Origin of the sequence: Xenorhabdus sp. Sc-CR9 (genome assembly GCF_963897815.1) — a bacterium.
Taxonomy (GTDB): domain Bacteria; phylum Pseudomonadota; class Gammaproteobacteria; order Enterobacterales; family Enterobacteriaceae; genus Xenorhabdus.
In genome coordinates, this window is the sequence record NZ_CAWQTY010000138.1 from 1 (window position 1) to 23,361 (window position 23,361).

Genomic DNA, 23,361 nt, shown 5'->3' on the forward strand with positions numbered 1-23,361 from the left:
TTAGATGACGGCTTACCGTACTTTCATGAATACGTAAGGCTTGGGCAATCATCTGAGCTGTCCAGCCCTCTGATGCCAAAAGCACGGCCTTGATGCGATCACAGACTCGACTATCACGAGTCGTATCATGCATCAATTCGAGGGCACGTTTTTGTTCGGATGTCAGATGAATTTTCATGGTTGCAAGCATGATCGGGTTTGGATAAGAAATCAAGCATCTTCAATGGCGATTGGTATATACAATAGGGGTTGTAAGCCGGAACCGCCGAAATTTCCGTCACCTTAAGTTTGCTCTTGTTTTTTCAGCATTAATCCAAATAATGGATTCTCAATGACCGAAATAACGGTAATATTGGTTTGCTCTGATATCGGTAAAAAATCAATATTTATTAATGCATCAAGTTGCGAGGGTGCTAAATAGGCTCCGTCAATATCATCGGCATATATCGCCATGCCAAACTCATTTTCATCCATCGTCGCAAATCGGTTGTTCTGCGTATTAAATAATACATAACCCACCACATCCGGATCTTTTTCAATGAACCCTAATGCATCAAGTTCTTGTCGGAATTTTTTTAGCTTCTTATTTTTCATGACTAATGCCTGTTAGTTATCATTTGCCCTTTTGTTGCGGTTCAATGTTCGGTAAACCGTGGATCTCGATACTGAAAAAAGTTCGGCCAAATCACTGATCGAATACTCTCCTGTACCGTGCATCCGGCACAATTCTTTCTGTTGCTTATTGGACAGTTTAGGTTGTTTTCCTCGTAGTTTTCCTTTCGCCCGGGCTATCGCCATGCCGTATCAAATCGCCTTAAAATTCCGCAAAGGTGGCCACCACATTAAAAAACATTTTACCCAGCGGGTCTGTCGGATCATAAATACTCTGGCCCAGAGCCAGTTTGATGCCTCTCACCTGTAATGAATCCGCAATGTCACGCGCATCCGGTACAGAGCGCGCCAGTCGGTCCAGTTTTGGAACAACCAGTGTGTCACCGCATCTCACTGCGGCCAGTGCCTGATCCAATCCGGGGCGTTGCCGGTTTATCCCGGTCAGTCCTTTATCAATATAAATCCGATCCGGGGTTGTAAGCGGGAAGCCGCCAAAATTTTGCCGCCTACTTTTTAGTGATCTTTCGGAACCTCGATAACTCCATCAGCAATCCCCTGTGCCAGTCGTTCCATCCATGTTGCAAAGCGAAAAAATCCTGGATATTGCAGGCAAATGTAATCCATCTGGACTTTTGATGAATTATCGAGCACTTGTTTGAAAGCCTCCATATAATCATAGCAACCCTGTAATAACTGGGCATCTCCATCTTCTGTCGGAGGAAACCGGCAGGCATAATCATGAACTATTTTCGCCAGTTGTTGCTGCTCTGCGGTTAAGTCGATCATTTTTGTCCTCGTGACAGTGTTCGATAAACAGTTGGCCGTGAGACTGAAAATAACTCAGCCAGATCGCTGATCGAGTATTTGCCCGTTTCCCGCATGCGGCACAGCTCTTTTTGTTGTTTTTCAGACAGCTTTGGCTGTTTCCCCCTCAGTTTCCCCTTCGCCCGCGCAATGGCCATGCCTTCCCGAGTACGCAGGCGTATCAGATCACCCTCAAACTCAGCAAAGGTCGCCAGCACATTGAAGAACATTTTCCCCATCGGGTCTGCCGGATCGTAGAGACTGGTTCCCAGCGCTAGTTTCACACCCCTGACCTGTAATGCATCAGCTATCTCACGTGCATCAGGTACCGAACGTGCCAGGCGGTCAAGCTTGGGAACAACCAGCGTGTCACCGCTGCGCACGGCAGCTAGTGCCTGATCCAGACCAGGCCTTTGCCGGTTTGAACCCGTCAGCCCTTTGTCGATGTAAATTCTGTCCGGGGAGACACCGAGTTTTACCAACGCTTCCTGTTGGGCAGTCAAATCCTGTTTATCCGTGGAGCAGCGGGCATAGCCAATCCGTATTTCAGTCATAAAGTGTACGTTTAAGGAGCCGTGAAAGAGATTGATACCGTACCAGTTATATGAGACAACGTCAGCAGTGATTTTCTCTGAAGCGCAAATTTAATTTTTACCGTCCGCAGAGCGATCCCCTTACGGACATGTATTTCCCGGAGTCAGCATGGTAGCTCACCATACAAATAAAATAACCCGTAAAAGCGAAAGGCTGTCCATATTAACCGAGGCTGAGCAAGAGGCTCTGTATGGCCTGCCTGATTTTGATGATGCACAGAGGTTGCAATTTCTGGCCTTAACTGAATCCGAGCTGGCACTCGCCAGTAGTCGGCCAAGCTTTCATGCCCAAATCTATTGCATCCTTCAGATCGGCTATTTCAAAGCCAAGCAAGCTTTCTTCCGCTTTGACTGGTATGAAGTCAGAGAGGATTGCACATTCGTGATAAGTCGTTACTTCCATGATGAATTATTCGGGGAAGAACTTATCACTAAACATGAACGTTATACTCAACGTGAGCAAATCACCCAATTATTTAGTTATCAATCCTGGTCTGGAAAATTGCTGCCTCAGTTCGCACAGCACGCGGCTCATGTCGTGCGGCGAGATGCAGCCCCGGGTTTTGTTGCCGCCGAATTGGTCATCTGGCTCAACCAAAACAAAATTGTTCGGCCCGGTTACACCACATTACAGGATCTGGTTAGTCAGGCGCTTTCTGCTGAACGCCAGCGCCTGGAAAATATTCTGGCCGATGTTTTGGACGAAACTGTCATAACTTTATTGGATCAGCTTTTGGTACGTGATGATACCTTGTCTCAACTGGCAGTGCTCAGACAAGATGCCAAAGATTTTGGCTGGCGTCAGATGGCACGAGAGCGTGAAAAACGTACTACGCTGAAACCCTTGTATAATATCTTCAGAGTGTTAGAACCCAGGCTGGGCATTTCACAGCAGAGCTTGCGTTATTACGCAAGTTTGGTGAATTTTTACACCGTCTACGATTTACGTCATCTGAAAGCCGATCAAACCCGGCTCTATTTACTTTGTTATGCCTGGTGGCGTTATCGGCAGTTTACTGACAACCTGGTTGATGCGATGGCTTTTCATATGAAGCAATTGGAAGATGAAAGCCGTGCTGGCGCAAAAAAGGCCTTCGCCAATGAGCAAGCCAAACGCCATCAGGAGACCTCACAGGTGGGCCATCTGCTGTCACTGTACGTCGATGACAGGGTATCTGATCTGACGCCGTTTGGTGAAGTACGTCAGCAAGCCTGGACAATTATGCCAAGAGAAGCAGTGCAGAATACCGCACGGCGTATGAGCGATAAGCCACTGAAAAAAATGACACTACACTGGCAATCAGTCGACAAATTGTCTGGACGCGTTCGCCGCCATTTGCGTCCACTGTATATCGAGCTGAGTTTTGCCTGTATTGACCCTGCCTGTCCGTGGCTTAAAGCGCTCATCTGGGCTAAAGATACTTTCAGCAAAAAACAGCGGCTTTCACAACGACCGCTTACCGAATGTCCGCCTGCAACATTACCAAAGCGACTGCGCCCGTATCTGCTGATATTTGACACTGCCGGTAACCCAACTCATTTGCACGCCGACCGTTATGAATTCTGGCTATACCGTCAGATAAGAAAACGATTTCAGTCGGGCGAGTTTTATCTTGATGACAGCCTGCAACACCGCCATCTTTCCGATGAGCTGGTTTCAAATGAAGATAAGAGTGATGTTCTGGCGCAAATGGCGATCCCTTTCCTGCAGCAACCCGTTGATGTTTTGTTGGATACCCTGTCATCTGAGTTACATCAACAATGGCGGGCTTTTAACCGCGAACTGAAACAAGGCCAGCTTAAACATCTGGAATATGACAAGGATACCCAGAAATTGCATTGGCGCAAACCCAAGACGGATAATCTGAAGCCTCAGGAGCAAACATTTTATGCCCAGCTACCGTTCTGCGATATTGCCGATGTATTTCGTTTCGTGAATGAACAGTGCCATTTTCTGTCGGTGATGAAGCCCTTACAACCCCGTTATGCGAAAAAACAGGCTGAAACTGACAGTCTGATGGCTGTCATCATTGCTCAGGCGATGAACCACGGCAATAAAGTCATGGCGCGAACCGGTGATATTCCTTACCACATTCTGGAAAATACATACCAACAGTACCTGCGTCAGGCAACATTACAGGCAGCCAATGACTGCATCAGTAATGCGGTTGCCGCACTGCCGATCTTTTCACATTATTCGTTTAATCAGGATGTCCTGTACGGTGCAGTCGATGGGCAGAAATTCGGTATTGAACACCCGACAGTGAAAGCGCGCCATTCACGTAAATATTTTGGACGTGGCAAAGGCGTGGTCGCCTACACACTTTTATGTAACCATGTGCCTCTCAATGGCTATCTGATAGGCACAAATGAATATGAGGCTTACCATGTTTTTGATATCTGGTATCGTAACACCTCGGATATCGTACCCACCGCCATCACCGGTGATATGCACAGTGTTAATAAGGCTAACTTCGCGATCCTTCACTGGTTTGGCCTGCGTTTTGAGCCTCGCTTCACCAGCCTGAATGCGCAACTACAGACGCTGTATTGTGCTGATGACCCGGGAATATACAGAAAATGTCTGATTCAACCCGTCGGTCAGATTGATAACCAGCTCATTATACGCGAAAAAGCCAATATTGACCGGATAGTAGCCACGTTAGGGTTGAAAGAAATGACGCAAGGTCTGCTTATTCGTAAGCTGTGTACTTATACGGCGCCCAATCCAACGCGTCGCGCTATCTTTGAGTATGATCGGCTGATACGTAGCCTATATACGCTACGTTACCTGCGTGATCCACAGTTAGAGCGAAATGTACACCGCTCACAGAATCGGCTTGAATCTTATCATCAACTCCGTTCATCCATAGCACAGGTCGGCGGCAAAAAAGAACTCACCGGGCGAACTGACATTGAAACGGAAATCAGTAATCAGTGTGGGCGATTGATTGCTAATGCCATCATCTACTATAATTCCGCGATTTTATCCCGACTACTGAATAAATCGGAAGTATCAGGCAACATCAAAATACTCGCATTGATAACTCAAATATCCCCCGTAGCCTGGCAGCATATTTTGCTGAACGGGCATTATATTTTCCAGAACAAGGGTAAAATTATTGACCTCGATACGCTTATCGCGGGGCTAAATTTAGGGTAACGGAATTTTCGGCGGTTCCGGCTTATAACCCCCAATAGATCTTTTGACGGTAACCGCACAAGAATGCCAGGATTTCTCTAGGAAGCTGGCACAGCATTATTCCCGTCTGGATGGCGTTTTACACAATGCAGGGCTTCTCGGCGTCGTCGCACCTATCATAGAGCAACCCGCACAACTTTGGCATGATGTAATGCAAGTAAATGTCAATGCAACTTTCATGCTGACTCAGGCATTGATTCCTTTGTTGCTAAAAGCGCCCAACGGCGCTTTAATATTTACCAGTTCCAGAGTAGGGCGTGAAGGGCGAAGTGGCTGGGGTGCCTATTCTGTTTCCAAATTTGCCACAGAAGGTTTTATGCAGATTTTGGCGCAAGAATATCAAGACACTACCCTGCGTATTAATTGTATCAATCCGGGTGGAACCCGTACCAGTATGCGTGCCAGTGCATTTCCTGATGAGAACTCAGCCAAACTAAAAACACCAGCGGATATTATGCCTGTCTATCTTTATGTTATGGGTGATGATAGCCTGAATGATTCTGGCATCAGTTTTGATGCTCAACCCAGTCGCAAAGCGGGGCCTGCTGAATCATGACGAGAGATAACAACCAGTACCACAAAAGACAACAACGTCTGAAAGAGAAAGTCGATGCCCGTATTGAAGCAGCACAGCAAGAACGCGGGATCGTCATTGTATTCACCGGAAACGGAAAAGGAAAAACCACCGCTGCATTTGGCACCGTCACTCGTGCAATCGGGCATGCTCAGCGCGTTGGCGTTATCCAATTTATCAAAGGGACATGGGAAAGCGGTGAAAGAAATTTTCTGGCACAGCAAGGGGTTGAATTTCATGTAATGGCAACAGGTTTCACGTGGGAAACACAAAACCGTGAAACAGACACCGAAGCTTGCCAGACTGCATGGAAACATGCCTTGATGATGTTGTCCGATCCTTCATTGCATCTTGTGGTTTTGGATGAACTGACTTATATGGTCAGCTACGGTTATCTGGAACTGGCGGATGTTCTAACTACACTCAAACAGCGTCCTTCACATCAGAGTGTGATAATCACTGGTCGGGGATGTCACAGAGAGTTACTGGAATATGCTGATACGATTACAGAGATGCGACCGGTAAAGCACGCTTTTGATGCCGGCATCAAAGCACAGAAAGGCGTTGATTGGTAAAGTAAACCCGCTGTTTCAATAATATGTTGGTATAACTGAAACAGCGGGTTGAAGATATTAACGACCTTTAGGTGTCGTTTTTCTTCCTGCATTCTGACGAGAGCTACTTGCAGGACGTTTTCCCCCTGGACGGGATGCAACCTTAGCATGTCGTTTCACTGCACGGCGGATCTGGTTAGCCTTAATGCGGCGTTGATCACGCTCAACAGCTACTTTCGTCACCATTTCATCGCTCAAACCAACCAATTGACGTAAATAGTTAGTCTGTTCCAGCCCCAACTCAGTCCAACCAGCACGCGGCAAACCTTTTGGCAGGTCGATATCGCCATAACGTACACGGATCAAGCGGCTGACCTGCACGCCGACAGATTCCCACAACCTTCTGACTTCACGGTTACGGCCTTCCGTCAATGTGACGTTGTACCACTGGTTGATACCTTCGCCGCCTTTAAATGTAATGGTTTTGAATGATGCAGGGCCATCTTCCAATTGAACGCCTTGGGTCAACTGACGAAGTTTTGCATTATCAACTTCACCGAAAACACGGACAGCATATTCACGTTCTACTTCACGGCTCGGATGCATCAGACGGTTTGCTAATTCCCCATCGGTTGTAAACAACAGTAACCCGCAAGTATTGATATCCAAACGCCCCACCGCTATCCATCGCGCATCCTGCATTCTTGGCAGACGATCAAATACGGTCGGACGACCTTCGGGATCATGGCGGGTACATAGCTCACCTTCCGGTTTATAGTAAGCCAGAACACGGCAAACTGATTTCTGTGGCTCTTTGATATTTAAAATCCGTCCATCCAGACGAATTTTTACTGAAGGCTTAACTTCAATTCGATCACCCAACGTTGCGGTTTTGCCATCGATGCTGATGCGCCCTTGTTGGATATACCCTTCAATTTCGCGACGGGAACCATGGCCAGAACGCGCAAGAACTTTTTGTAACTTTTCTGTTTTATCGCTCATTGAGCAACCTCTATTGTCGCCTTCACAGGCGTCGTATCATTAAATAAAATTAAATCGTACATCTTACAAAAACGGTGTTATATCACCTTCGCCTTTACGAAGAATGACTGCTGAATCACCAGTTAAATCCACTACCGTTGTTGGTTGCTGCCCAAGATAACCACCGTGAATAATTAAATCAACTTGTTTACCCAATGTATCTTTAATCTCTTCAGGATCGGACTCCGCAAAATCATTTCCGGGCAAAATCAAACTACATGACATCAATGGTTCGCCCATTTTCTCCAGCAACGCTAAAGCGATAGGATTGGAGGAAACACGCAGACCGATGGTTTTACGTTTTTCGTTCATCAAACGGCGGGGAACTTCTTTTGTTGCCTGCAAAATAAAGGTGTAATTTCCCGGTGTGTTATTTTTGATCAGCCTGAACGCCTGATTATCCACATGAGCGTAAGTCGAGATCTCGGAAAGATCACGACATATCAATGTAAAATTATGACGTCCTTCCAATTGGCGGATGCGGCATATGCGGGTCATGGCATCCTTATTTTCAAGACAGCAACCGATGGCATAACCTGAATCAGTAGGATAAATGACAACTCCCCCCTTTTTCAGCACTTCCACACTTTGATCAATAAGACGGGCTTGTGGATTGTCAGGGTGGATATAAAAAAACTGGCTCATAATATAACCTCTACTTCTATGCAGCCCCAATCCGTGACCAGTCGTGCCATATCGGTACAACATCACCAGGTAACCACAAATTGCGCCCAAGTTCTATCCATGAACAGGGTTGGTGAAAATCTGATCCCAATGATACTTTCAGCCCATATTCTCTTGCTAGTTGACCAAGTTGTTGCCTTTCATTAGGTGCTTGCTGGCACTGTGCAACTTCCATTGCATCACCACCATGTTGTTTAAACCAAACTATTAACCGTTTCAGCCATTTCATCGACAAATCATATCTGCCCGGATGGGCAATTACAGCTTGCCCCCCTGCTTGGTGAATGGTTTCAATAGCCTGCTCAATTGTACACCATTGCGGAGGGACATAACCGATTTTTCCCTTTGCCAGATATTTCTTAAAAACTTTCGGGATCGTCGGTTCAACTCCTGCCTCTATCAAGTAACGGGCGAAATGCCCACGAGTAACCTGCCCGCCATTGGCTAATCGAGATGCGCCTTCCCAAGCATCAGGAATGCCAGCTTTAGCTAGACGAAGTCCAATTTCAATACCACGCTGATTTCTTAAATCAACCTGCTTGGCCAAGAGTTCCCTTAAGATAATAGAATTAATATCAATATTTAAACCCACAATATGGATTTCAAAGTTCTCCCATAACGTTGAAATTTCAGCGCCAGATACTAATGTCAGCGGCAGATTATTTTGCTGGATATGATTTAAAGCAGGTTTAATTCCTTCCGTCGTATCATGATCGGTAATTGCTAATACATGAATACCCATAGCGATAGCTCTGTCCACGAGTTGCTCAGGTGATAAAACCCCATCTGAAGCGGTCGTATGGCTATGTAAGTCATAGCGTTTTGTCATTTCACTGGCAGCTTCAGTCATTGTTTTTTTACCTGTTTTTGTGGGATGTGAAACAAGAAAACTATCTATCAAGTGCTGCTATCAAGCACTAAGTGACAATAGTAACATAGGAGATTGAATTGAAGGAAAGTGATTATTAGTTGACTTTATTCTTTAGAACAATGTAAGGCGGCTGTCATTTCAGCCGCACTTTAAGCATTATCAATGCATTAATTTTTTCATTTATAAATAAAAGATGAAATACTTACTTCATATAAGGTCTATAATAAAATTTCCTTTCATAGTGAGTTAATTGCCCACAAAATTGAGCAGAAATATTTATGTTTTGTGCTCCGAATTGCTTACGCTGTACTTCAAAATTCCAATTCCCCAGAGCATCAGCAGTTGTACTTCCTTGTTTTATATCTGTAGGTGAACCAACCCCACTATGAAACATACCTGTACTCTGAACTTTGTATACAGCTACCATTTCCGGTTTCGCTTTCCCCGTCACTTTAATAGACATTGGACGGCGATATGAAACAATGATTCCATTTTCTTCTGGATAGAAAATGTCTAAAACAGCCGCATCAACCTTACTCTCTTTAGTATTTTTGAAAACATGGCCATTAATCATAAGGGATTGTGTAGCTTCTATCTGATATGTTCCCATCTGAGCATTATATAGACTACAACTCCATTTACCATCCATCTTTGAAGCTTGTACGGGACCACAGTTCCAATGATTTCCATTTGCAGATTTCGCTTTCAGGGAAATATAAGCACCTTTTGTCGCTGTTCCCGTAATTGGAATAGAAATAGTGCCATTACTCTCCATAATAGGAATATATTTCACTGGTGCTTTTGTAATTTCACTTGCATTTGGAACTGTACAAATTGGTTCAACAGTAGGAGTAATAGTAATATCCGGCATATAAACCACGTCAAAATTACGTGTTACTGGTTTTCCCAAAGGCACATTATTTACCCATTGCTGCGCCAAAAGCCTATATACGCCCACAACTGACTCTATGGGATTCGGACAAACCCAATTTTGATTATCATCGACATCAACCTCGCAGATCTGCTTACCTGTAATAGAAACGGTGACACGGGCACCCACTTGCCCCTTACCACTAATTGTATACGTCGAAGTTGCAATTTGTTCCCCTTCCTCTGGTTTAAGCACACTCATTTGCAAATTATTCCCATAGCGTACTTTGAAATTTCTATTAATCTGAGAACCGACATCATCCACAATCATGACATCATAATCTCCCGGTATAGAACTGTAAGGCCCGCATGTCCATGTGTAATCCTTCATGTTGAGCTTCGCATGACAATCATCATGATCGCCGAACGCTTTTACTGTGACATTTTTGGCATTACTTGGCATTGTGCCGCTAAAGTTATATGAAGGTGTTTTGATCACTTCATTTTCTTTGGGTAATTTCACCGTTAACGTGGTTTCACCAGGGTCGGGAGCTATATCAAATGTAATCTTTGCTGTTGATTGACGCACGTTATCCAAAAAGGCCGTTGCCACCAATTTTTGTTCACCTTTAACCGCGGTATCCAGACCATCAATCCATTCCCAATTGCCCTGTTTATCCACAGTGACACTGTTCTTACAAACCTGAGAAAGAACTTTTTTATCTAAGCAAACTGTTGTTCCCGGCTCACCTGTTCCCTTCGGGAAGACATTATCAAGACGCTGATATATCTCGCCATTATGAGGTTGTGTGATCACCACAGATTTGACAGTTTTGGTTTGGACTTCAAAAGATATTTGCGTGGTTGAAACTATCTGATTATCGATAAATTGATCAGCAGAAATAGTGTATTTCCCTTCTTCAGGCTGATAAGGCCCGCAGGACCATTGACCTGATGATGCATCAATAGTGGTATTACAATCCTCAGTACCACCAAAGCCTTCGATATATACCTGAGCACCCTTTTCTCCCGTGCCTGAAACAGTAAAAGGCAGTTTTGTTACTTTTGCGCCATGATTAGGAGCAGTGATGTTTATTTTTGTTTTGGTGACCTCGTACTTACGCGTAACTTGTGAGGTTCTTTCGTAAGTATCACCTAATTCACCCAATTGAGCCGAACCTGTTTTTTGATACTGAGCCGCATAAAGGAAAAACTTCCCTTCGTTGGTTGCGATCATGGCAAGGTTATCAGGACATGACCATTTTCCTCCTTTATCCACGGTTGCAGTGCAAATAATTCCTTCACTTGAAATCGGTAAAGTTACTTTTTCTGGCGGTAGAATATATTCAGAGGCTGTAACAAAGATCAATTGATCGGGGCTTCCCTGACCTTTAATGGAAATTTTGTCATTTAATCTGTACTGTGCTCCCTGTTTAGGCTCGGTAATACGCATCGGGACAGTAAAAGTCCATTTAATCGGATCACCGACGTTCACGCCATTTTGGGTTTCCTGTAATGTCATCGCATAGGTATCGCCACCGAAAATATCTCCCGGATGAATCGTGAACTCCCAAAAGAAACCCAGAGCACCACTGAATGCAGAAGCAATTCCTTCAATTGCACCCCAAACACCACCAATCAAACTACTTAGAAAACCGCCAAATCCACCACCACCACCTCCTCCTCCTCCTCCGGCAGGGCCATTAAACGTGCCAGAAAAGGTAATAGGGTTATCAGGATCAACCGTTGAATTATTCTTGGGGTTATTTATTTCAAATTTTTTCTTTTCGGGTTCATCATCATTATTCTTATCTTTAATGGTAAGTTGTGTAACATCTGTGGCAACTACTTTTCCTTCTTTTATTAACTCAGCGGTTAATTCATAAGTGCCTACCGGGAAAATGATTGGCCTGCCACATTGCCAGTTACCATTATCGCTGACCACAGCACCTGTGCAGATCAACGTTTCCTTACCAAGGTCTTGATTGTTTTCTTTTAGCTCTGACGAAAGGTCAATCCTGCGTCTTTTAATAGCAACCTCATCTCCTGGTATATTAGAACTCCCTGACAAAAAGCTTGGACTGCCTACAGTATTTGTTTCTCCTACAGAAGGGGCTGTGAATTGAACTTCAGGGTTTACTATACTAAAGTAGGTTCTATCAGGCGTTAAACCCATCCAGGTACGTTTAAACTTTTTCAACCCTACCGGATGATACCTATCTGCCACTTCAATATAATAAAACCCATCTTCCAGTGTAGAAGGGAGAGAAATACCCCAATTTGGAAAGTCATGACTTTCCCGATATTTAGTGTATTCTGTTGGAATAATATCAAAATATTGATTGTTTTTTAGTTTAACTTTTAAATAGATATCATTACCTTCTTTAGAGCATAAATTATCTTCTGCCGGCAAAGGTGTATTATCTTTTTTCTTCATACATATAAAATATTCTGACGGTAAGATCACATCATTATTCGGCAGAGTATATCCACTGTTATCACTACCATAACCAGAGAATTTATGACTTTCAATTTCAGCAGATAAAATTTCTTTCGGATTATAAAGATCATATTTATCGGTAAATGTAGGTTTAAAATATCTTCCTTTTAAATTTCTCTCCTTTAGCAATTTTTTATTATCAAGCGGATCAACACCTTCAACTTTCTGTATTGCTGCTGCTTGAATATCTGATAATCTAAAAATAGAACTTCCAGTTTCTCCTGAAGCATTTATCAAATAAAATCCCTTGTCATTGATTCTTTTATCTTGACAATCCACATACCCTTCTTTAAAAACACAAACAATCTTAGCATCTTCATCATGAGAAACGTTAAGATTCAAAAACTTTCTATATTTATAACCTGAGTTTTCTTCATTTAGAGATAATGCTACCTCTGTAACGGTTTTTTCTTCCGAGAGAGTTATATTAACCTGATCATAAATATTTATATATTTTGTATTCTGATTCGCCGTTATTTTAATATTTATACCTTCCTCATTCGAATCTTCTTTTATCTCCTTGATTAAATCAACTTGCATAGTACATAGCCACTCACCATATTCATTGGTTTTTATTGTTCCATTTCCCCCTCTTTCTTGACATAATTCTTTTTCTTTATAGACATAATTATCTGAGTCAACTTGCAATGTTACTTGAACTTCTGAATGAGGATCAGCATAACCACGTAACCTAATATCCTCAGTATAAATAGTTACTCCATCAGTTGGATAAACAATTCCAAACTCTTTCGAAACAGAAGGTATTTCTGCTTGTATCGTATCTTTTGTCCATGTTTCATTTTTCGATAAAGAGTCTGAAACTTCACTGGCAATAATAGTTATCTTATAATTTTTTGTTTCATCTAAATCTTTAAAAATTTTTTCACGAGGAATAGTGCACTTCCATTCCAGAAAGGAGCTGACTTTATCTTTACATTCAACTGAGTCTTGTAAAATATTGTCGATAGTGTAAGTAAGCTTAATTTTACTTAACGCTCTTCCAAACCCTTTAACAGTAATATTTTCTTCTCGTTTTGTTAACTCAGAATTCCAATCTGGAGTATAAATCCAAATATGTTTCATAGTACTGGAAAACCACTTTATAAGATTTAAAGAGGAATCTGAATACTTATTAGTTATATCTGAAATTAAGACAGGAGGATAATTAATTTCTCCTGATTTCCCTTTAGCCATTTGAAGCCCAGCAGAAGTCACCCCAATAATGGTATCATCCCAAATAACTGGGCCTCCAGAATCTCCGGGTTGTGTAATACCTGAACTGATCCCTTTATTTTTATTTGCTTCTATAATAATTCCCTGTTTCCCATTAGCATCTAAAGCAGGGGCTAAAATTTTCACATCGGCTCTATATTGAGTACCGTCATTTATTTGTTGCTCACCTGTATCTTCATCAATACCCCTAAGTCCATAACCATAAACAGAAGCTTGGTAATAATTACTGTCCAACTTTTCATAAGCTTCATCGTAATTAAAGAATCGACGAATATGGCCACAACATTCTTTTATTATTGGTTTTTCTAACTGTATAAGAGCAAAATCATTATAAGAGTTATCGTTAAAATAATGTTTTATAAAACCATAACGTGATGCAGTGCCTATTTGCTCTTTTTTATAATTTTTAATGAGATATTCTTTGAATTTTTTTTCCTTTATTTCTTTATCATCCATTTCACAATGTGCAGCGGTAAGAACATATTTTTCAGATATCAATGATCCACTGCACATAAATTTCTCATCACCATCATTATTCTTATAAAAAATACTAACAACCCAAGGCTTACATTTATCATCAGTATCACAACTTTTTTCTCCCCCTACAATAGTCTCTAAAGGTTGAGATCTCAATTCAGTATCAGAAAACAAATTGCCGCAATAAAATAAAAGAAACAATATAAATATCTTTCTAAAAAAAATCATGGTAATCTCCTTGAATATGGAGTAATGGTTATTTTTATTTAACACAAATCATTCCACTATCGCTACCAGTGCATTTTAGTATTTTTTTATCTCGCGATTTATAAATTTCACTATTTGATTCTTCCTGAAAAGTAAAATTATATTCACCTCTTTTAGCATAATATTTATTCTTTGTTACCCAATCACCATACTCATTTGTAAATGCTTCTTCCAACTGATTTTCATAAAGCAATATGTTGACTTCTGGCATGAGATCCTCATCCTCAACTTCTGGCATAGATGTTCCAGAAAATTTGGTGAATACATTGGTGTTGTTAGCTTCTACAGAAAAAATTTTAGAACTCAGTATAGTCACTTCAGCATTATCGTTTTGACTCGGAAATTCTGTCGAGTCACTATTCTTAGCCTGAATTTTCATAATACCTATAGGTACGTTTTCAGCTTCAACACTCCACTTATTATCCACAACATTTTCACGAAAGGACTGTTCGAAGTTACCTTGATAATCTGCAGATTTCACATTAACAATAATGGTTCCATCAGTGGCTTTACCACCAATAAAAATATTCTGTTCATTAACCGTTGTTGAAGAAACTACTTCATGATTTTTTGGTTCAGTTAATTCAATTGGGCACGGTGATGTGCTATAGCTGATTTCTTTTTTCCCCGAGATCTGAGGTAAAAGAGATTGATTAGTGCTCTGTAGTTCAAAATTACTAGATACAGAAGCCTTATAATGAATAAAGCAAACGGCTTCTAAACCCTCCAGATTCCATTTACCCGTTCCAGTATCAATATCTGGAGTGTAATTCATCGTCGGTGCATAAATAGTCCCATCTTTTTGGTAACCTGTTATTTGCACCTGAATACGTCTGTCATTATCAGCTGTATCGCTATTCACTTGGCCTGATAAGTTATACTTTCCTGTAGGAATAGTTTGCCCGTCCTGAATGGAGGTAATTGTTGCTCCACATGGAGGCCCATTAAAGCTTACATCAGAATTTTCCACGCCATCAATGTAAATTGTTCCGGTGATACCACAATCTATCCAGAGTTGTCCTTCCCAGTTTTCTGTACCTTCTATAGCCTTAACAGAATATATATAATAATTGAAACTTGTTTTAATAATAATAGAAGAACCATTTTCCATAGCTCCTTTCCCTAAAAAGGTAATGAAGTTATTTTCAACTGTTGAATTAGGCTTAGGTGATGTGATTTGTGGTCGTTCCGAATTGTTATCGTCTTTAATAGTAATAACAATATTGCTAGGATTATAACTTGTATTACTACTAACACCCTTGTTGCCACAATTCACTCCATCACACATAGCAGTTACTGCAAGATAACAAGTATCACTAATGGAGTTAAATAATGAACTATCATCTGTTTCTACTATCGTATTCCATCCTGTAATTGAAAAATAGGTTTCCAACCTAAAAGTACATGACTTATATGCATTCCCTTCCTTATAGGTAGTAGCTTTCCATGTAACAAATTTATTTTCACCCGAGCATCCTTGAAAAAAACCATTATTATCTCTAAGGTGTTCTTGATGTTTTCCTCCTGGTTTTAAATAAATATCATTATCTCCAACATTATACATACATGAATGATCTGAAATTTTTATTTGTAAGTCATCATTCTTACTGTCATTTTCAAAGGTTAGATTATAATCCGCATATAAATTATTTATTTTTTTTGACTCATCATATTTCCCACTTGAAATAGTATCATTATTCATTAATTCAATTGCACTGGCATTAGTAAAATAAACCATAGCAATAAAAAATAACATGGAAAGCAATCTTATTTTACTTATACTCATAATGATAACCCTCAGTTAAAAAGTGATATTATCATGAAAAACAAAATTAAATTTTTAAATCATCATATCCATTAGAACAGATTTACAATCGAGCCATTATTATAAAAAAGAAACAATTTTAATTAATCTTATTATGTTAAATTAAAAATGAAACCTAAGACATTCATATATAGAACATAAATAAAACCCGAGTTTTTATAAAAAATTAGTTTTAATTATTTTTTATCAGGTCTGACAAAATACTTATAATGAGTGAATACATGTTACATAGATTTCAAATAATCAGTTGTCTTCCTTACATCATCATCTTGCTAAAAATTTTAAAAAAACTATTGACAAGCAAATCACGAACCAGTTTACTAGTACAAGGGGCAGGTGAGCTTCTTTACCAAAACACCATTGAGAAAACATGAGGCACTCGAAAATGATCGTATTTATGCAAACTATACAAGTAAATTGTTGGTGGCAGTACTTCCCATTCCGGGCGGTTGGCTTACGCACATAAGTACGATACACAAGTGCCAAAACCCGCCCTAAAAAGCGGGTTTTTTTATACCTGTTTTTTATAAAAAAATTTTGTGAATGAAGGTAGTAATGGGGTATGAACATGATCGGAAAAGAATTTAATATCTCTATAAATCAGATTGATACTGTTTATAAAACAGATCCAACACTGCTTTTTCATCAGCTTTGTAGCAATCGTCCAGCAACGTTATTGCTGGAGTCTGCTGAAATTCACAGTAAAAAGAATCTCAAAAGCATCTTGATCATTGATAGTGCCATGCGCATTACAGCCAACGAGCGTCAGGTCACTTTTGAAGCACTTACAGTCAATGGCCAAAATCTGCTCCCCATACTCGCTACTCTACTTTCAGAAAAAGCTCAATTGAATGTGGAGTCACAGGTTATGCGAGCACAGTTTCCTGCTACCAAGCATAATTTGGATGAAGACAACCGACTAAAATCCGACTCAGTTTTCGATGCATTGCGTGCTATAACAACTTTAGCATCTTTCTCAGAATCTCCCGATGCCATTTTCGTTGGTGGATTGTTTGCTTACAATTTAGTAGCCGGATTTGAACCATTACCCACAGTAAAAAACCACCAACGTTGCCCTGATTTTTGTTTTTATCTCGCAGAAACACTATTGACAATAGATCATCAGAATAAACATTCATTTCTACAAACTTCGCTGTTTGGAGAATCCGATTCTGAAAGGCAACGCCTCAACGAGCGTATGACAATATTGGCCTCCGCGATTTCAAAACCTATTCCCTCACTTTTGCCTACTACTTTATTGTCTGATATCACTATTGACTGCAACCTAAGCGACGAACAATACGCAAATATCGTGCTACAATTACAGCAATCTATCCGTCAAGGGGACATTTTTCAGGTAGTCCCATCACGACGTTTTACTTTGCCTTGCCCTTCTCCACTCAATGCTTACCACGTTCTGAAAAAACAGAACCCAAGCCCCTACATGTTTTTTATGCAGGATCAGGACTTTTACCTGTTCGGAGCCTCGCCAGAAAGCGCTCTTAAATATGATTCCAGCAACCGACAGATAGAGATCTATCCGATAGCTGGTACACGCCCACGCGGACTCCATGCCAATGGAGAACCGGATACTGATTTCGATAGTCGTCTTGAACTGGAAATGCGTACTGATGCCAAGGAAATGTCTGAACACGTGATGTTGGTTGATCTTGCCCGAAACGACTTGGCCCGTATTTGTGAGCCGGGCAGCCGCTATGTGGCTGATTTAACCAAAGTCGATCGCTATTCGTTTGTTATGCATCTCGTTTCTCGGGTTGTTGGCACACTCCGGCACGATTTAGACATCTTTCATGCCTATCAGGCCTGCATGAACATGGGGACGCTGACGGGAGCACCTAAAGTTAGAGCCATGCAACTTATTGCTGAATATGAAGGTGAGCAGCGTGGCAGTTATGGCGGAGCTGTCGGTTATTTCACTGGTAAAGGGGATTTTGATACCTGCATTGTGATTCGTTCTGCTTATGTGGAAAACGGTCAAGCCACAGTTCAGGTCGGTGCTGGTGTTGTTTTGGATTCTATCCCCCAATCCGAAGTGGATGAAACTCACAGTAAAGCCAGAGCTGTTATTCGCGCGATTGCCCAAGCACATCATGTGGAGGTGACATTCTGATGGCCGATATTCTTTTACTCGATAATGTTGATTCCTTTACATATAACCTCGTGGATCAACTGCGTACTCATGGTCATCGTGTCGTTATTTACCGCAATACAGTGTCAGCAGACATAATCATTGCCAAACTCGACGAGATGGAATCACCACTTCTGATGTTATCCCCCGGCCCTGGGAAACCGTCAGATGCTGGCTGTATGCCTGAATTGCTCAAACAAATGATAGGACAGATCCCGGTAATCGGCATCTGTCTTGGGCATCAGGCAATTATTGAAGCCTATGGAGGAAAAGTCTCTGCTGCCCAAGAAATTCTGCATGGCAAAGCAACACCAGCTACTCATGATGGACACGGTATGTTTGCAGGTCTGCCAAATCCCCTGACTGTTGCCCGTTATCACTCACTTACCGGTGTACAGATCCCTGTAACACTGACTGTCTCTGCCTCATGTTGTGGCACAGTGATGGCTGTTCGCCATGATACGCACAAAGTTTGTGGATTCCAGTTTCACCCCGAATCTATTCTGACTACACAGGGTGCCAAGCTGCTTGAGCAAACGCTGGCATGGACATTGAATTAAAAAATATTGAATTGAATTTGGGTGTATCGCATTTAAGGGCATCAGACTAAAAAACATTAAATGGGAAGGAATGGTAAAATGCAGTTGATTTTTGACAAATTATTCAGTGCCCAAACACTGACACAGCAAGAAAGCCAGAGACTATTCACCGCAATAATCCATGGCGAGTTAAGCGATGTGCAACTGTCTGCTGTATTAATTAGCCTGAAATTGCGTGGCGAACATCCCCAGGAAATAGCGGGTGCAGCTCAAGCATTTTTAGCTAATGCAACTTACTTTCCCCGCCCCGACTATACGTTTTGTGATATCGTCGGGACAGGCGGAGATAATACAAATAGCATCAATATTTCAACAGCCAGTGCCTTTATCGCTGCCGCTTGTGGCCTTAAAGTGGCAAAACATGGAAACCGCAGTATTTCCAGCCGTTCCGGTTCATCCGATTTACTGTCCGCATTCGGTATTGCATTGGATAGCAGCGCCGAAGACTCTCGCAAGGCTTTAGATGATATTGGTGTCTGCTTCCTGTTTGCTCCTCAATATCACAGTGGGTACCGTCATGCTGTCCAGGTTCGCCAGCAATTAAAAACCCGAACACTATTCAATATACTTGGCCCATTGATTAATCCTGCCCGCCCTCCTCTGGCATTAATCGGTGTTTACAGCCCTGAATTGATAGCGCCTGTAGCCCGCACTTTACAAGTCTTGGGTTATCAACGTGCCGCTGTTGTACACAGCGGAGGTATGGATGAAGTAGCCTTGCATACACCAACTTATGTTGCAGAACTCATTCACGGCGAGATTAATCAGTATCAGTTGACAGCAGCAGATTTCGGTTTGCCAAATCATCCAATATCTTCACTGAAAGGTGGCACTCCCGAAGAAAATCGCGATATGTTGGCGATGCTATTGCAAGGCCATGGCAACAAAGCCCACGCTGATGCCGTAGCAGCAAATGTCGCTCTCTTAATGAAAATTCATGGGCAAGAAGATCTGCGAGAAAGTACCCAATTAGCACTCAATACTATTTACAGCGGTCAGGCATATGAAAAAGTGACTGCATTAGCGGCAAGGATTAAATCATGAAGACCAACGTATTACAGAAAATTGTTGATGATAAAGCGGACTACTTAATTAATCGTAAGGCAAAGCAGCCGTTGGAAAGTTTTATCGATTCCATTGTCCCTAGTCACCGTCGGTTTTATCAGGCGTTAACCCATACACAAACTGTTTTTATTTTGGAATGCAAAAAAGCATCACCTTCAAAAGGGTTAATTCGCGAGGATTTCGATCCTGTACGCATCGCCAAAAATTATCAGCCCTATGCTGCCGCAATCTCAGTATTGACCGATGAAAAATATTTTCAGGGTAGTTACGATTTTCTCACAATGGTCAGCAATGCCATACATCAACCTGTTTTGTGCAAAGACTTTATTATTGATGCTTATCAGGTTTATCTTGCCCGTTACTATCAAGCCGATGCTATTTTACTCATGCTATCTGTGCTTGATGATGAAATGTATCGTGAACTTTCCGCACTGGCACACAAACTTAATATGGGCGTACTGACCGAGGTCAGTAATAAAGAGGAACGACAACGGGCAATCGCATTGGGAGCAAAAGTTATTGGTATCAACAATCGGGATCTGCGAGACCTGTCTATTGATTTAGATCGTACACGCAAACTGGCTGTTGATTTACCTGAAGGGACTATCATCATCAGTGAATCTGGCATCCACCAGCATCGTCAAGTGCGGGAGTTAAGTCAATTTACTCACGGTTTTCTCATCGGCAGTGCTTTAATGGCACAGAATAATTTAGATCTCGCATTACGGCGTTTAATTTTTGGTGATAACAAAATTTGCGGATTGACTCGTCCACAAGATGCAAAAATTGCATTACAGGCGGGTGCTGTCTACGGTGGTTTAATTTTTGCTGAAAAATCACCACGTAAAATCGACCTGCAAAAAGCGCAGCAAGTTATCAATGAAGCCTCTCTGCAATATGTTGGTGTATTTCAAAATCAATCGGTTGATTTTGTCAGTCACATTGCCCGAATACTTTCTCTAAGTGCAGTTCAGCTACATGGTGATGAAAATGAGCATTACATCAATACATTGCGCCCTCTCTTACCTGAATACTGTGACATTTGGAAAGCCATTAATATGTCCAAATCTGCGGATTTTTCCGCAATGCCCAATGTCGATCATTTATTGCTGGATAATGGGTCAGGAGGAACAGGCACACCCTTTGACTGGCAATTAATCGACTCTCGTTTTCAGCATAATAGTTTTTTTAACAATAGTTTTTTAAATAATAGCATTTTGGCTGGCGGGCTAAACACTGAAAATTGCCGGCAAGCAGCAACTTTTGGCTGCTATGGGCTGGATTTTAACTCAGGAGTCGAAATTTCTCCGGGAATCAAAAGCAGTCAAAAAATCAAACAAGTATTCCAACAATTACGCTGTTATCACTAATTTTTCAGACAGAAAGTGGATGAATAAAATAATGAGTAAATTGAATCCTTATTTTGGCGATTTTGGCGGACAATTTGTTCCCCAAAGCTTGTTCCCCGCACTTAATCAGTTAGAAGACGCTTTTATCGATGCCCAGAGAGATCCTGAATTTCAGCGTGAATTCGAGACGTTATTGAAAAACTATGCAGGTCGTCCTACTGCCTTAACATTGTGTCAGAATCTGACTAAAGGCACAAAAACACGTTTGTACCTGAAACGCGAAGATTTACTCCACGGCGGTGCTCACAAAACCAATCAAGTATTGGGGCAGGCATTACTGGCAAAGCGAATGGGAAAGCATGAGATCATTGCTGAAACCGGGGCTGGTCAGCACGGTGTAGCGACTGCCTTGGCTTGTGCTTTGTTGGGACTAAAATGTCGTATTTATATGGGAGCAAAAGATATTGAACGCCAATCTCCTAATGTCTTCCGCATGCAATTGATGGGAGCTGAAGTGATCCCTGTTCACAGTGGTTCAGCAACCTTGAAGGATGCTTGTAATGAAGCGATGCGTGACTGGTCTGGTTGTTATGACAAAGCACATTACTTATTGGGTACCGCCTCAGGCCCTCACCCATACCCAACAATAGTACGAGAATTCCAGCGCATGATTGGTGAAGAAGCCAAAGCGCAAATTCTGGAAAAAGAAGGATGTCTGCCTGATGCAGTGATTGCCTGTGTTGGTGGTGGCTCAAATGCCATTGGCCTGTTCGCTGAATTTATACCAGAAAATAATGTTCGCCTAATCGGGGTCGAACCTGCTGGGCATGGCATCGAAACCGGGAAGCACGGCGCTCCGTTGAAACACGGTAAATTGGGCATCTATTTCGGTATGAAAGCCCCGATTATGCAAACGAAAGATGGGCAAATTGAAGAATCTTATTCCATCTCAGCCGGATTAGATTTTCCTTCCGTTGGTCCTCAACACGCTTATTTGAACAGTATCGGCAGAGCTGATTATGTCTCAATTACTGATAATGAAGCACTCGAAGCTTTTCAGGCGTTATCACGTAATGAAGGTATTATTCCGGCATTAGAATCGTCCCATGCTCTGGCTCATGCGTTGAAAATGATCCACCAGAATCCAGATAAGGAACAATTACTCATTGTTAATTTATCTGGTCGCGGCGACAAAGACATCTTTACTGTTCACGATATTTTAAAATCAAGGGGGGAAATCTGATGGGACGTTATGAACAACTATTTAAGAAGCTGCAAAACCAAAATCAGGGTGCATTTGTCCCTTTTGTCACCCTCGGTGATCCCAATCCTGATTTGTCATTGGAAATTATTGATGCTTTAATCGCTGGTGGGGCAGATGCACTTGAATTAGGCATTCCGTTTTCAGATCCTCTTGCCGATGGCCCTACTATCCAAAATGCCAACTTGCGGGCATTGTCATCCAACGTTACATCAACATTGTGTTTTGAACTGTTGGGAAAAATTCGGGCTAAATATCCCGATATCCCCATTGGCCTGTTGCTCTACGCCAATCTAGTTTTCCATAATGGAATTGATGATTTTTACCGCCGTTGCAAAAATTCTGGAGTTGATTCAGTTCTGGTGGCTGATGTACCGTTATCTGAATCATCCCCATTCCGCTCAGCCGCTATGAAATATGGAATTGCCCCGATTTTTATTTGTCCTCCTAACGCAGATGACGATTTACTGCGTGAAATCGCTTCATTTGGACGCGGATATACTTATCTACTGTCAAGAGCAGGCGTAACTGGGAGTGAGAATCGAGCGACACAACCGTTAACTCATCTTGTCAATAAACTCAACGAGTATCATGCCGCACCTACTCTACAAGGTTTTGGTATTTCAGAGCCTGAACAGATTACAGCTGCACTCAATAGCGGAGCTACAGGCGCGATTTCTGGTTCTGCCATCGTAAAAATTATTGAAGATAACCTGCATCAACCCAATATCATGCTGGAAAATTTAACGGATTTTGTTCGTTCTATGAAAAACGCGACTCTATTATGATCCCACTACTGTGATTTACGTGTGATCCTACGATGTCTTTAAC

17 protein-coding genes, 2 pseudogenes and 1 other annotated feature are annotated in these 23,361 nt (G+C 41.8%); of the genes and pseudogenes, 9 read left to right on the forward strand and 10 right to left on the reverse strand.

All coding sequences use genetic code 11. The features are described 5' to 3' along the window. From AACQ81_RS06510 to AACQ81_RS06530, 5 genes and pseudogenes are all read right to left on the reverse strand, one after another. Positions 1-178: helix-turn-helix domain-containing protein (locus AACQ81_RS06510; RefSeq protein WP_237386723.1), on the reverse strand; the 178-nt coding region annotated here is incomplete at its 3' end. Positions 179-282: 104 nt separating this feature from the next. Continuing rightward, the gene (locus tag AACQ81_RS06515; protein ID WP_237386676.1) at positions 283-594 is read right to left on the reverse strand and encodes a hypothetical protein; all 312 of its coding nucleotides are present in this window, start codon (positions 592-594) and stop codon (positions 283-285) included. Positions 595-606: 12 nt separating this feature from the next. After that, positions 607-1,087 (reverse strand): annotated as a pseudogene (locus AACQ81_RS06520) (recombinase family protein); the annotation flags it as partial. A 38-nt stretch (positions 1,088-1,125) separates the two neighbouring features. Continuing rightward, on the reverse strand, positions 1,126-1,398 hold the full coding sequence (locus AACQ81_RS06525; RefSeq protein WP_038220554.1) for a hypothetical protein: 273 nt from the start codon (positions 1,396-1,398) through the stop codon (positions 1,126-1,128). Further along, positions 1,395-1,970, reverse strand: a complete 576-nt coding sequence (locus tag AACQ81_RS06530) for a recombinase family protein (RefSeq protein WP_237386677.1) — start codon at positions 1,968-1,970, stop codon at positions 1,395-1,397. Before AACQ81_RS06530 ends, AACQ81_RS06525 begins: the two co-directional genes overlap by 4 nt. Before the next feature lie 148 nt (positions 1,971-2,118). Between AACQ81_RS06530 and AACQ81_RS06535 the strand changes: the two genes are divergently transcribed. The 3 genes and pseudogenes from AACQ81_RS06535 (at position 2,119) to cobO (ending at position 6,360) form a co-directional block, all read left to right on the forward strand. Then, positions 2,119-5,172, forward strand: a complete 3,054-nt coding sequence (locus tag AACQ81_RS06535; RefSeq protein ID WP_272903036.1) for a Tn3 family transposase — start codon at positions 2,119-2,121, stop codon at positions 5,170-5,172. A gap of 34 nt (positions 5,173-5,206) precedes the next feature. Next, positions 5,207-5,767 (forward strand): annotated as a pseudogene (locus AACQ81_RS06540) (YciK family oxidoreductase); the annotation flags it as partial. Beyond that, positions 5,764-6,360 carry a cob(I)yrinic acid a,c-diamide adenosyltransferase gene (gene cobO / locus AACQ81_RS06545; RefSeq protein ID WP_237386678.1) on the forward strand — a complete coding sequence of 199 codons (597 nt, stop codon included), beginning with the start codon at positions 5,764-5,766 and terminating at the stop codon, positions 6,358-6,360. The pseudogene AACQ81_RS06540 and the gene cobO, both read left to right, overlap by 4 nt. Positions 6,361-6,417: 57 nt before the next feature. Here cobO and rluB read toward each other — a convergent pair whose 3' ends face one another. From rluB to AACQ81_RS06570, 5 genes are all read right to left on the reverse strand, one after another. Beyond that, positions 6,418-7,341, reverse strand: a complete 924-nt coding sequence (gene rluB, locus AACQ81_RS06550; protein WP_237386680.1) for a 23S rRNA pseudouridine(2605) synthase RluB — start codon at positions 7,339-7,341, stop codon at positions 6,418-6,420. A gap of 63 nt (positions 7,342-7,404) precedes the next feature. Beyond that, complete coding sequence (locus AACQ81_RS06555) at positions 7,405-8,025, reverse strand: L-threonylcarbamoyladenylate synthase (protein ID WP_237386681.1); 621 nt, start codon at positions 8,023-8,025, stop codon at positions 7,405-7,407. 16 nt (positions 8,026-8,041) lie between these two features. Then, on the reverse strand, positions 8,042-8,914 hold the full coding sequence (gene rnm / locus AACQ81_RS06560; RefSeq protein WP_237386682.1) for an RNase RNM: 873 nt from the start codon (positions 8,912-8,914) through the stop codon (positions 8,042-8,044). A gap of 223 nt (positions 8,915-9,137) precedes the next feature. Then, positions 9,138-14,243, reverse strand: a complete 5,106-nt coding sequence (locus AACQ81_RS06565; protein WP_237386683.1) for a S1 family peptidase — start codon at positions 14,241-14,243, stop codon at positions 9,138-9,140. A gap of 34 nt (positions 14,244-14,277) precedes the next feature. Beyond that, on the reverse strand, positions 14,278-16,068 hold the full coding sequence (locus AACQ81_RS06570; RefSeq protein ID WP_237386684.1) for a hypothetical protein: 1,791 nt from the start codon (positions 16,066-16,068) through the stop codon (positions 14,278-14,280). A 454-nt stretch (positions 16,069-16,522) separates the two neighbouring features. Continuing rightward, positions 16,523-16,622 (forward strand) — a sequence feature (Trp leader region). A 53-nt stretch (positions 16,623-16,675) separates the two neighbouring features. Here AACQ81_RS06570 and AACQ81_RS06575 point away from each other — a divergent pair. The 6 genes from AACQ81_RS06575 (at position 16,676) to trpA (ending at position 23,318) form a co-directional block, all read left to right on the forward strand. Then, positions 16,676-18,238 (forward strand): anthranilate synthase component 1, encoded by a 1,563-nt coding sequence (locus tag AACQ81_RS06575; RefSeq protein ID WP_237386685.1) that lies wholly within the window; start codon positions 16,676-16,678, stop codon positions 18,236-18,238. Then, positions 18,238-18,816, forward strand: a complete 579-nt coding sequence (locus tag AACQ81_RS06580) for a glutamine amidotransferase-related protein (protein ID WP_237386686.1) — start codon at positions 18,238-18,240, stop codon at positions 18,814-18,816. The genes AACQ81_RS06575 and AACQ81_RS06580 overlap by 1 nt, the downstream gene beginning before the upstream one ends. A gap of 78 nt (positions 18,817-18,894) precedes the next feature. Next, positions 18,895-19,899 (forward strand): anthranilate phosphoribosyltransferase, encoded by a 1,005-nt coding sequence (trpD, locus tag AACQ81_RS06585; protein ID WP_237386687.1) that lies wholly within the window; start codon positions 18,895-18,897, stop codon positions 19,897-19,899. Then, positions 19,896-21,290 (forward strand): bifunctional indole-3-glycerol-phosphate synthase TrpC/phosphoribosylanthranilate isomerase TrpF, encoded by a 1,395-nt coding sequence (gene trpCF, locus AACQ81_RS06590; protein WP_237386688.1) that lies wholly within the window; start codon positions 19,896-19,898, stop codon positions 21,288-21,290. Before trpD ends, trpCF begins: the two co-directional genes overlap by 4 nt. Before the next feature lie 31 nt (positions 21,291-21,321). Continuing rightward, positions 21,322-22,512, forward strand: a complete 1,191-nt coding sequence (trpB, locus tag AACQ81_RS06595; protein WP_237386689.1) for a tryptophan synthase subunit beta — start codon at positions 21,322-21,324, stop codon at positions 22,510-22,512. After that, positions 22,512-23,318 carry a tryptophan synthase subunit alpha gene (gene trpA, locus AACQ81_RS06600; RefSeq protein ID WP_237386690.1) on the forward strand — a complete coding sequence of 269 codons (807 nt, stop codon included), beginning with the start codon at positions 22,512-22,514 and terminating at the stop codon, positions 23,316-23,318. The genes trpB and trpA overlap by 1 nt, the downstream gene beginning before the upstream one ends. The last annotated feature ends 43 nt before the right edge of the window (positions 23,319-23,361 follow it).

What these genes read in the sequence shown, in the direction of transcription:
- AACQ81_RS06515 (WP_237386676.1), bottom strand. Translation starts at nt 594, where the DNA reads ATGAAAAATAAGAAGCTAAAAAAATTCCGACAAGAACTTGATGCATTA.
- AACQ81_RS06525 (WP_038220554.1), bottom strand. Translation starts at nt 1,398, where the DNA reads ATGATCGACTTAACCGCAGAGCAGCAACAACTGGCGAAAATAGTTCAT.
- AACQ81_RS06530 (WP_237386677.1), bottom strand. Translation starts at nt 1,970, where the DNA reads ATGACTGAAATACGGATTGGCTATGCCCGCTGCTCCACGGATAAACAG.
- AACQ81_RS06535 (WP_272903036.1), top strand. Translation starts at nt 2,119, where the DNA reads ATGGTAGCTCACCATACAAATAAAATAACCCGTAAAAGCGAAAGGCTG.
- cobO (WP_237386678.1), top strand. Translation starts at nt 5,764, where the DNA reads ATGACGAGAGATAACAACCAGTACCACAAAAGACAACAACGTCTGAAA.
- rluB (WP_237386680.1), bottom strand. Translation starts at nt 7,341, where the DNA reads ATGAGCGATAAAACAGAAAAGTTACAAAAAGTTCTTGCGCGTTCTGGC.
- AACQ81_RS06555 (WP_237386681.1), bottom strand. Translation starts at nt 8,025, where the DNA reads ATGAGCCAGTTTTTTTATATCCACCCTGACAATCCACAAGCCCGTCTT.
- rnm (WP_237386682.1), bottom strand. Translation starts at nt 8,914, where the DNA reads ATGACTGAAGCTGCCAGTGAAATGACAAAACGCTATGACTTACATAGC.
- AACQ81_RS06565 (WP_237386683.1), bottom strand. Translation starts at nt 14,243, where the DNA reads ATGATTTTTTTTAGAAAGATATTTATATTGTTTCTTTTATTTTATTGC.
- AACQ81_RS06570 (WP_237386684.1), bottom strand. Translation starts at nt 16,068, where the DNA reads ATGAGTATAAGTAAAATAAGATTGCTTTCCATGTTATTTTTTATTGCT.
- AACQ81_RS06575 (WP_237386685.1), top strand. Translation starts at nt 16,676, where the DNA reads ATGATCGGAAAAGAATTTAATATCTCTATAAATCAGATTGATACTGTT.
- AACQ81_RS06580 (WP_237386686.1), top strand. Translation starts at nt 18,238, where the DNA reads ATGGCCGATATTCTTTTACTCGATAATGTTGATTCCTTTACATATAAC.
- trpD (WP_237386687.1), top strand. Translation starts at nt 18,895, where the DNA reads ATGCAGTTGATTTTTGACAAATTATTCAGTGCCCAAACACTGACACAG.
- trpCF (WP_237386688.1), top strand. Translation starts at nt 19,896, where the DNA reads ATGAAGACCAACGTATTACAGAAAATTGTTGATGATAAAGCGGACTAC.
- trpB (WP_237386689.1), top strand. Translation starts at nt 21,322, where the DNA reads ATGAGTAAATTGAATCCTTATTTTGGCGATTTTGGCGGACAATTTGTT.
- trpA (WP_237386690.1), top strand. Translation starts at nt 22,512, where the DNA reads ATGGGACGTTATGAACAACTATTTAAGAAGCTGCAAAACCAAAATCAG.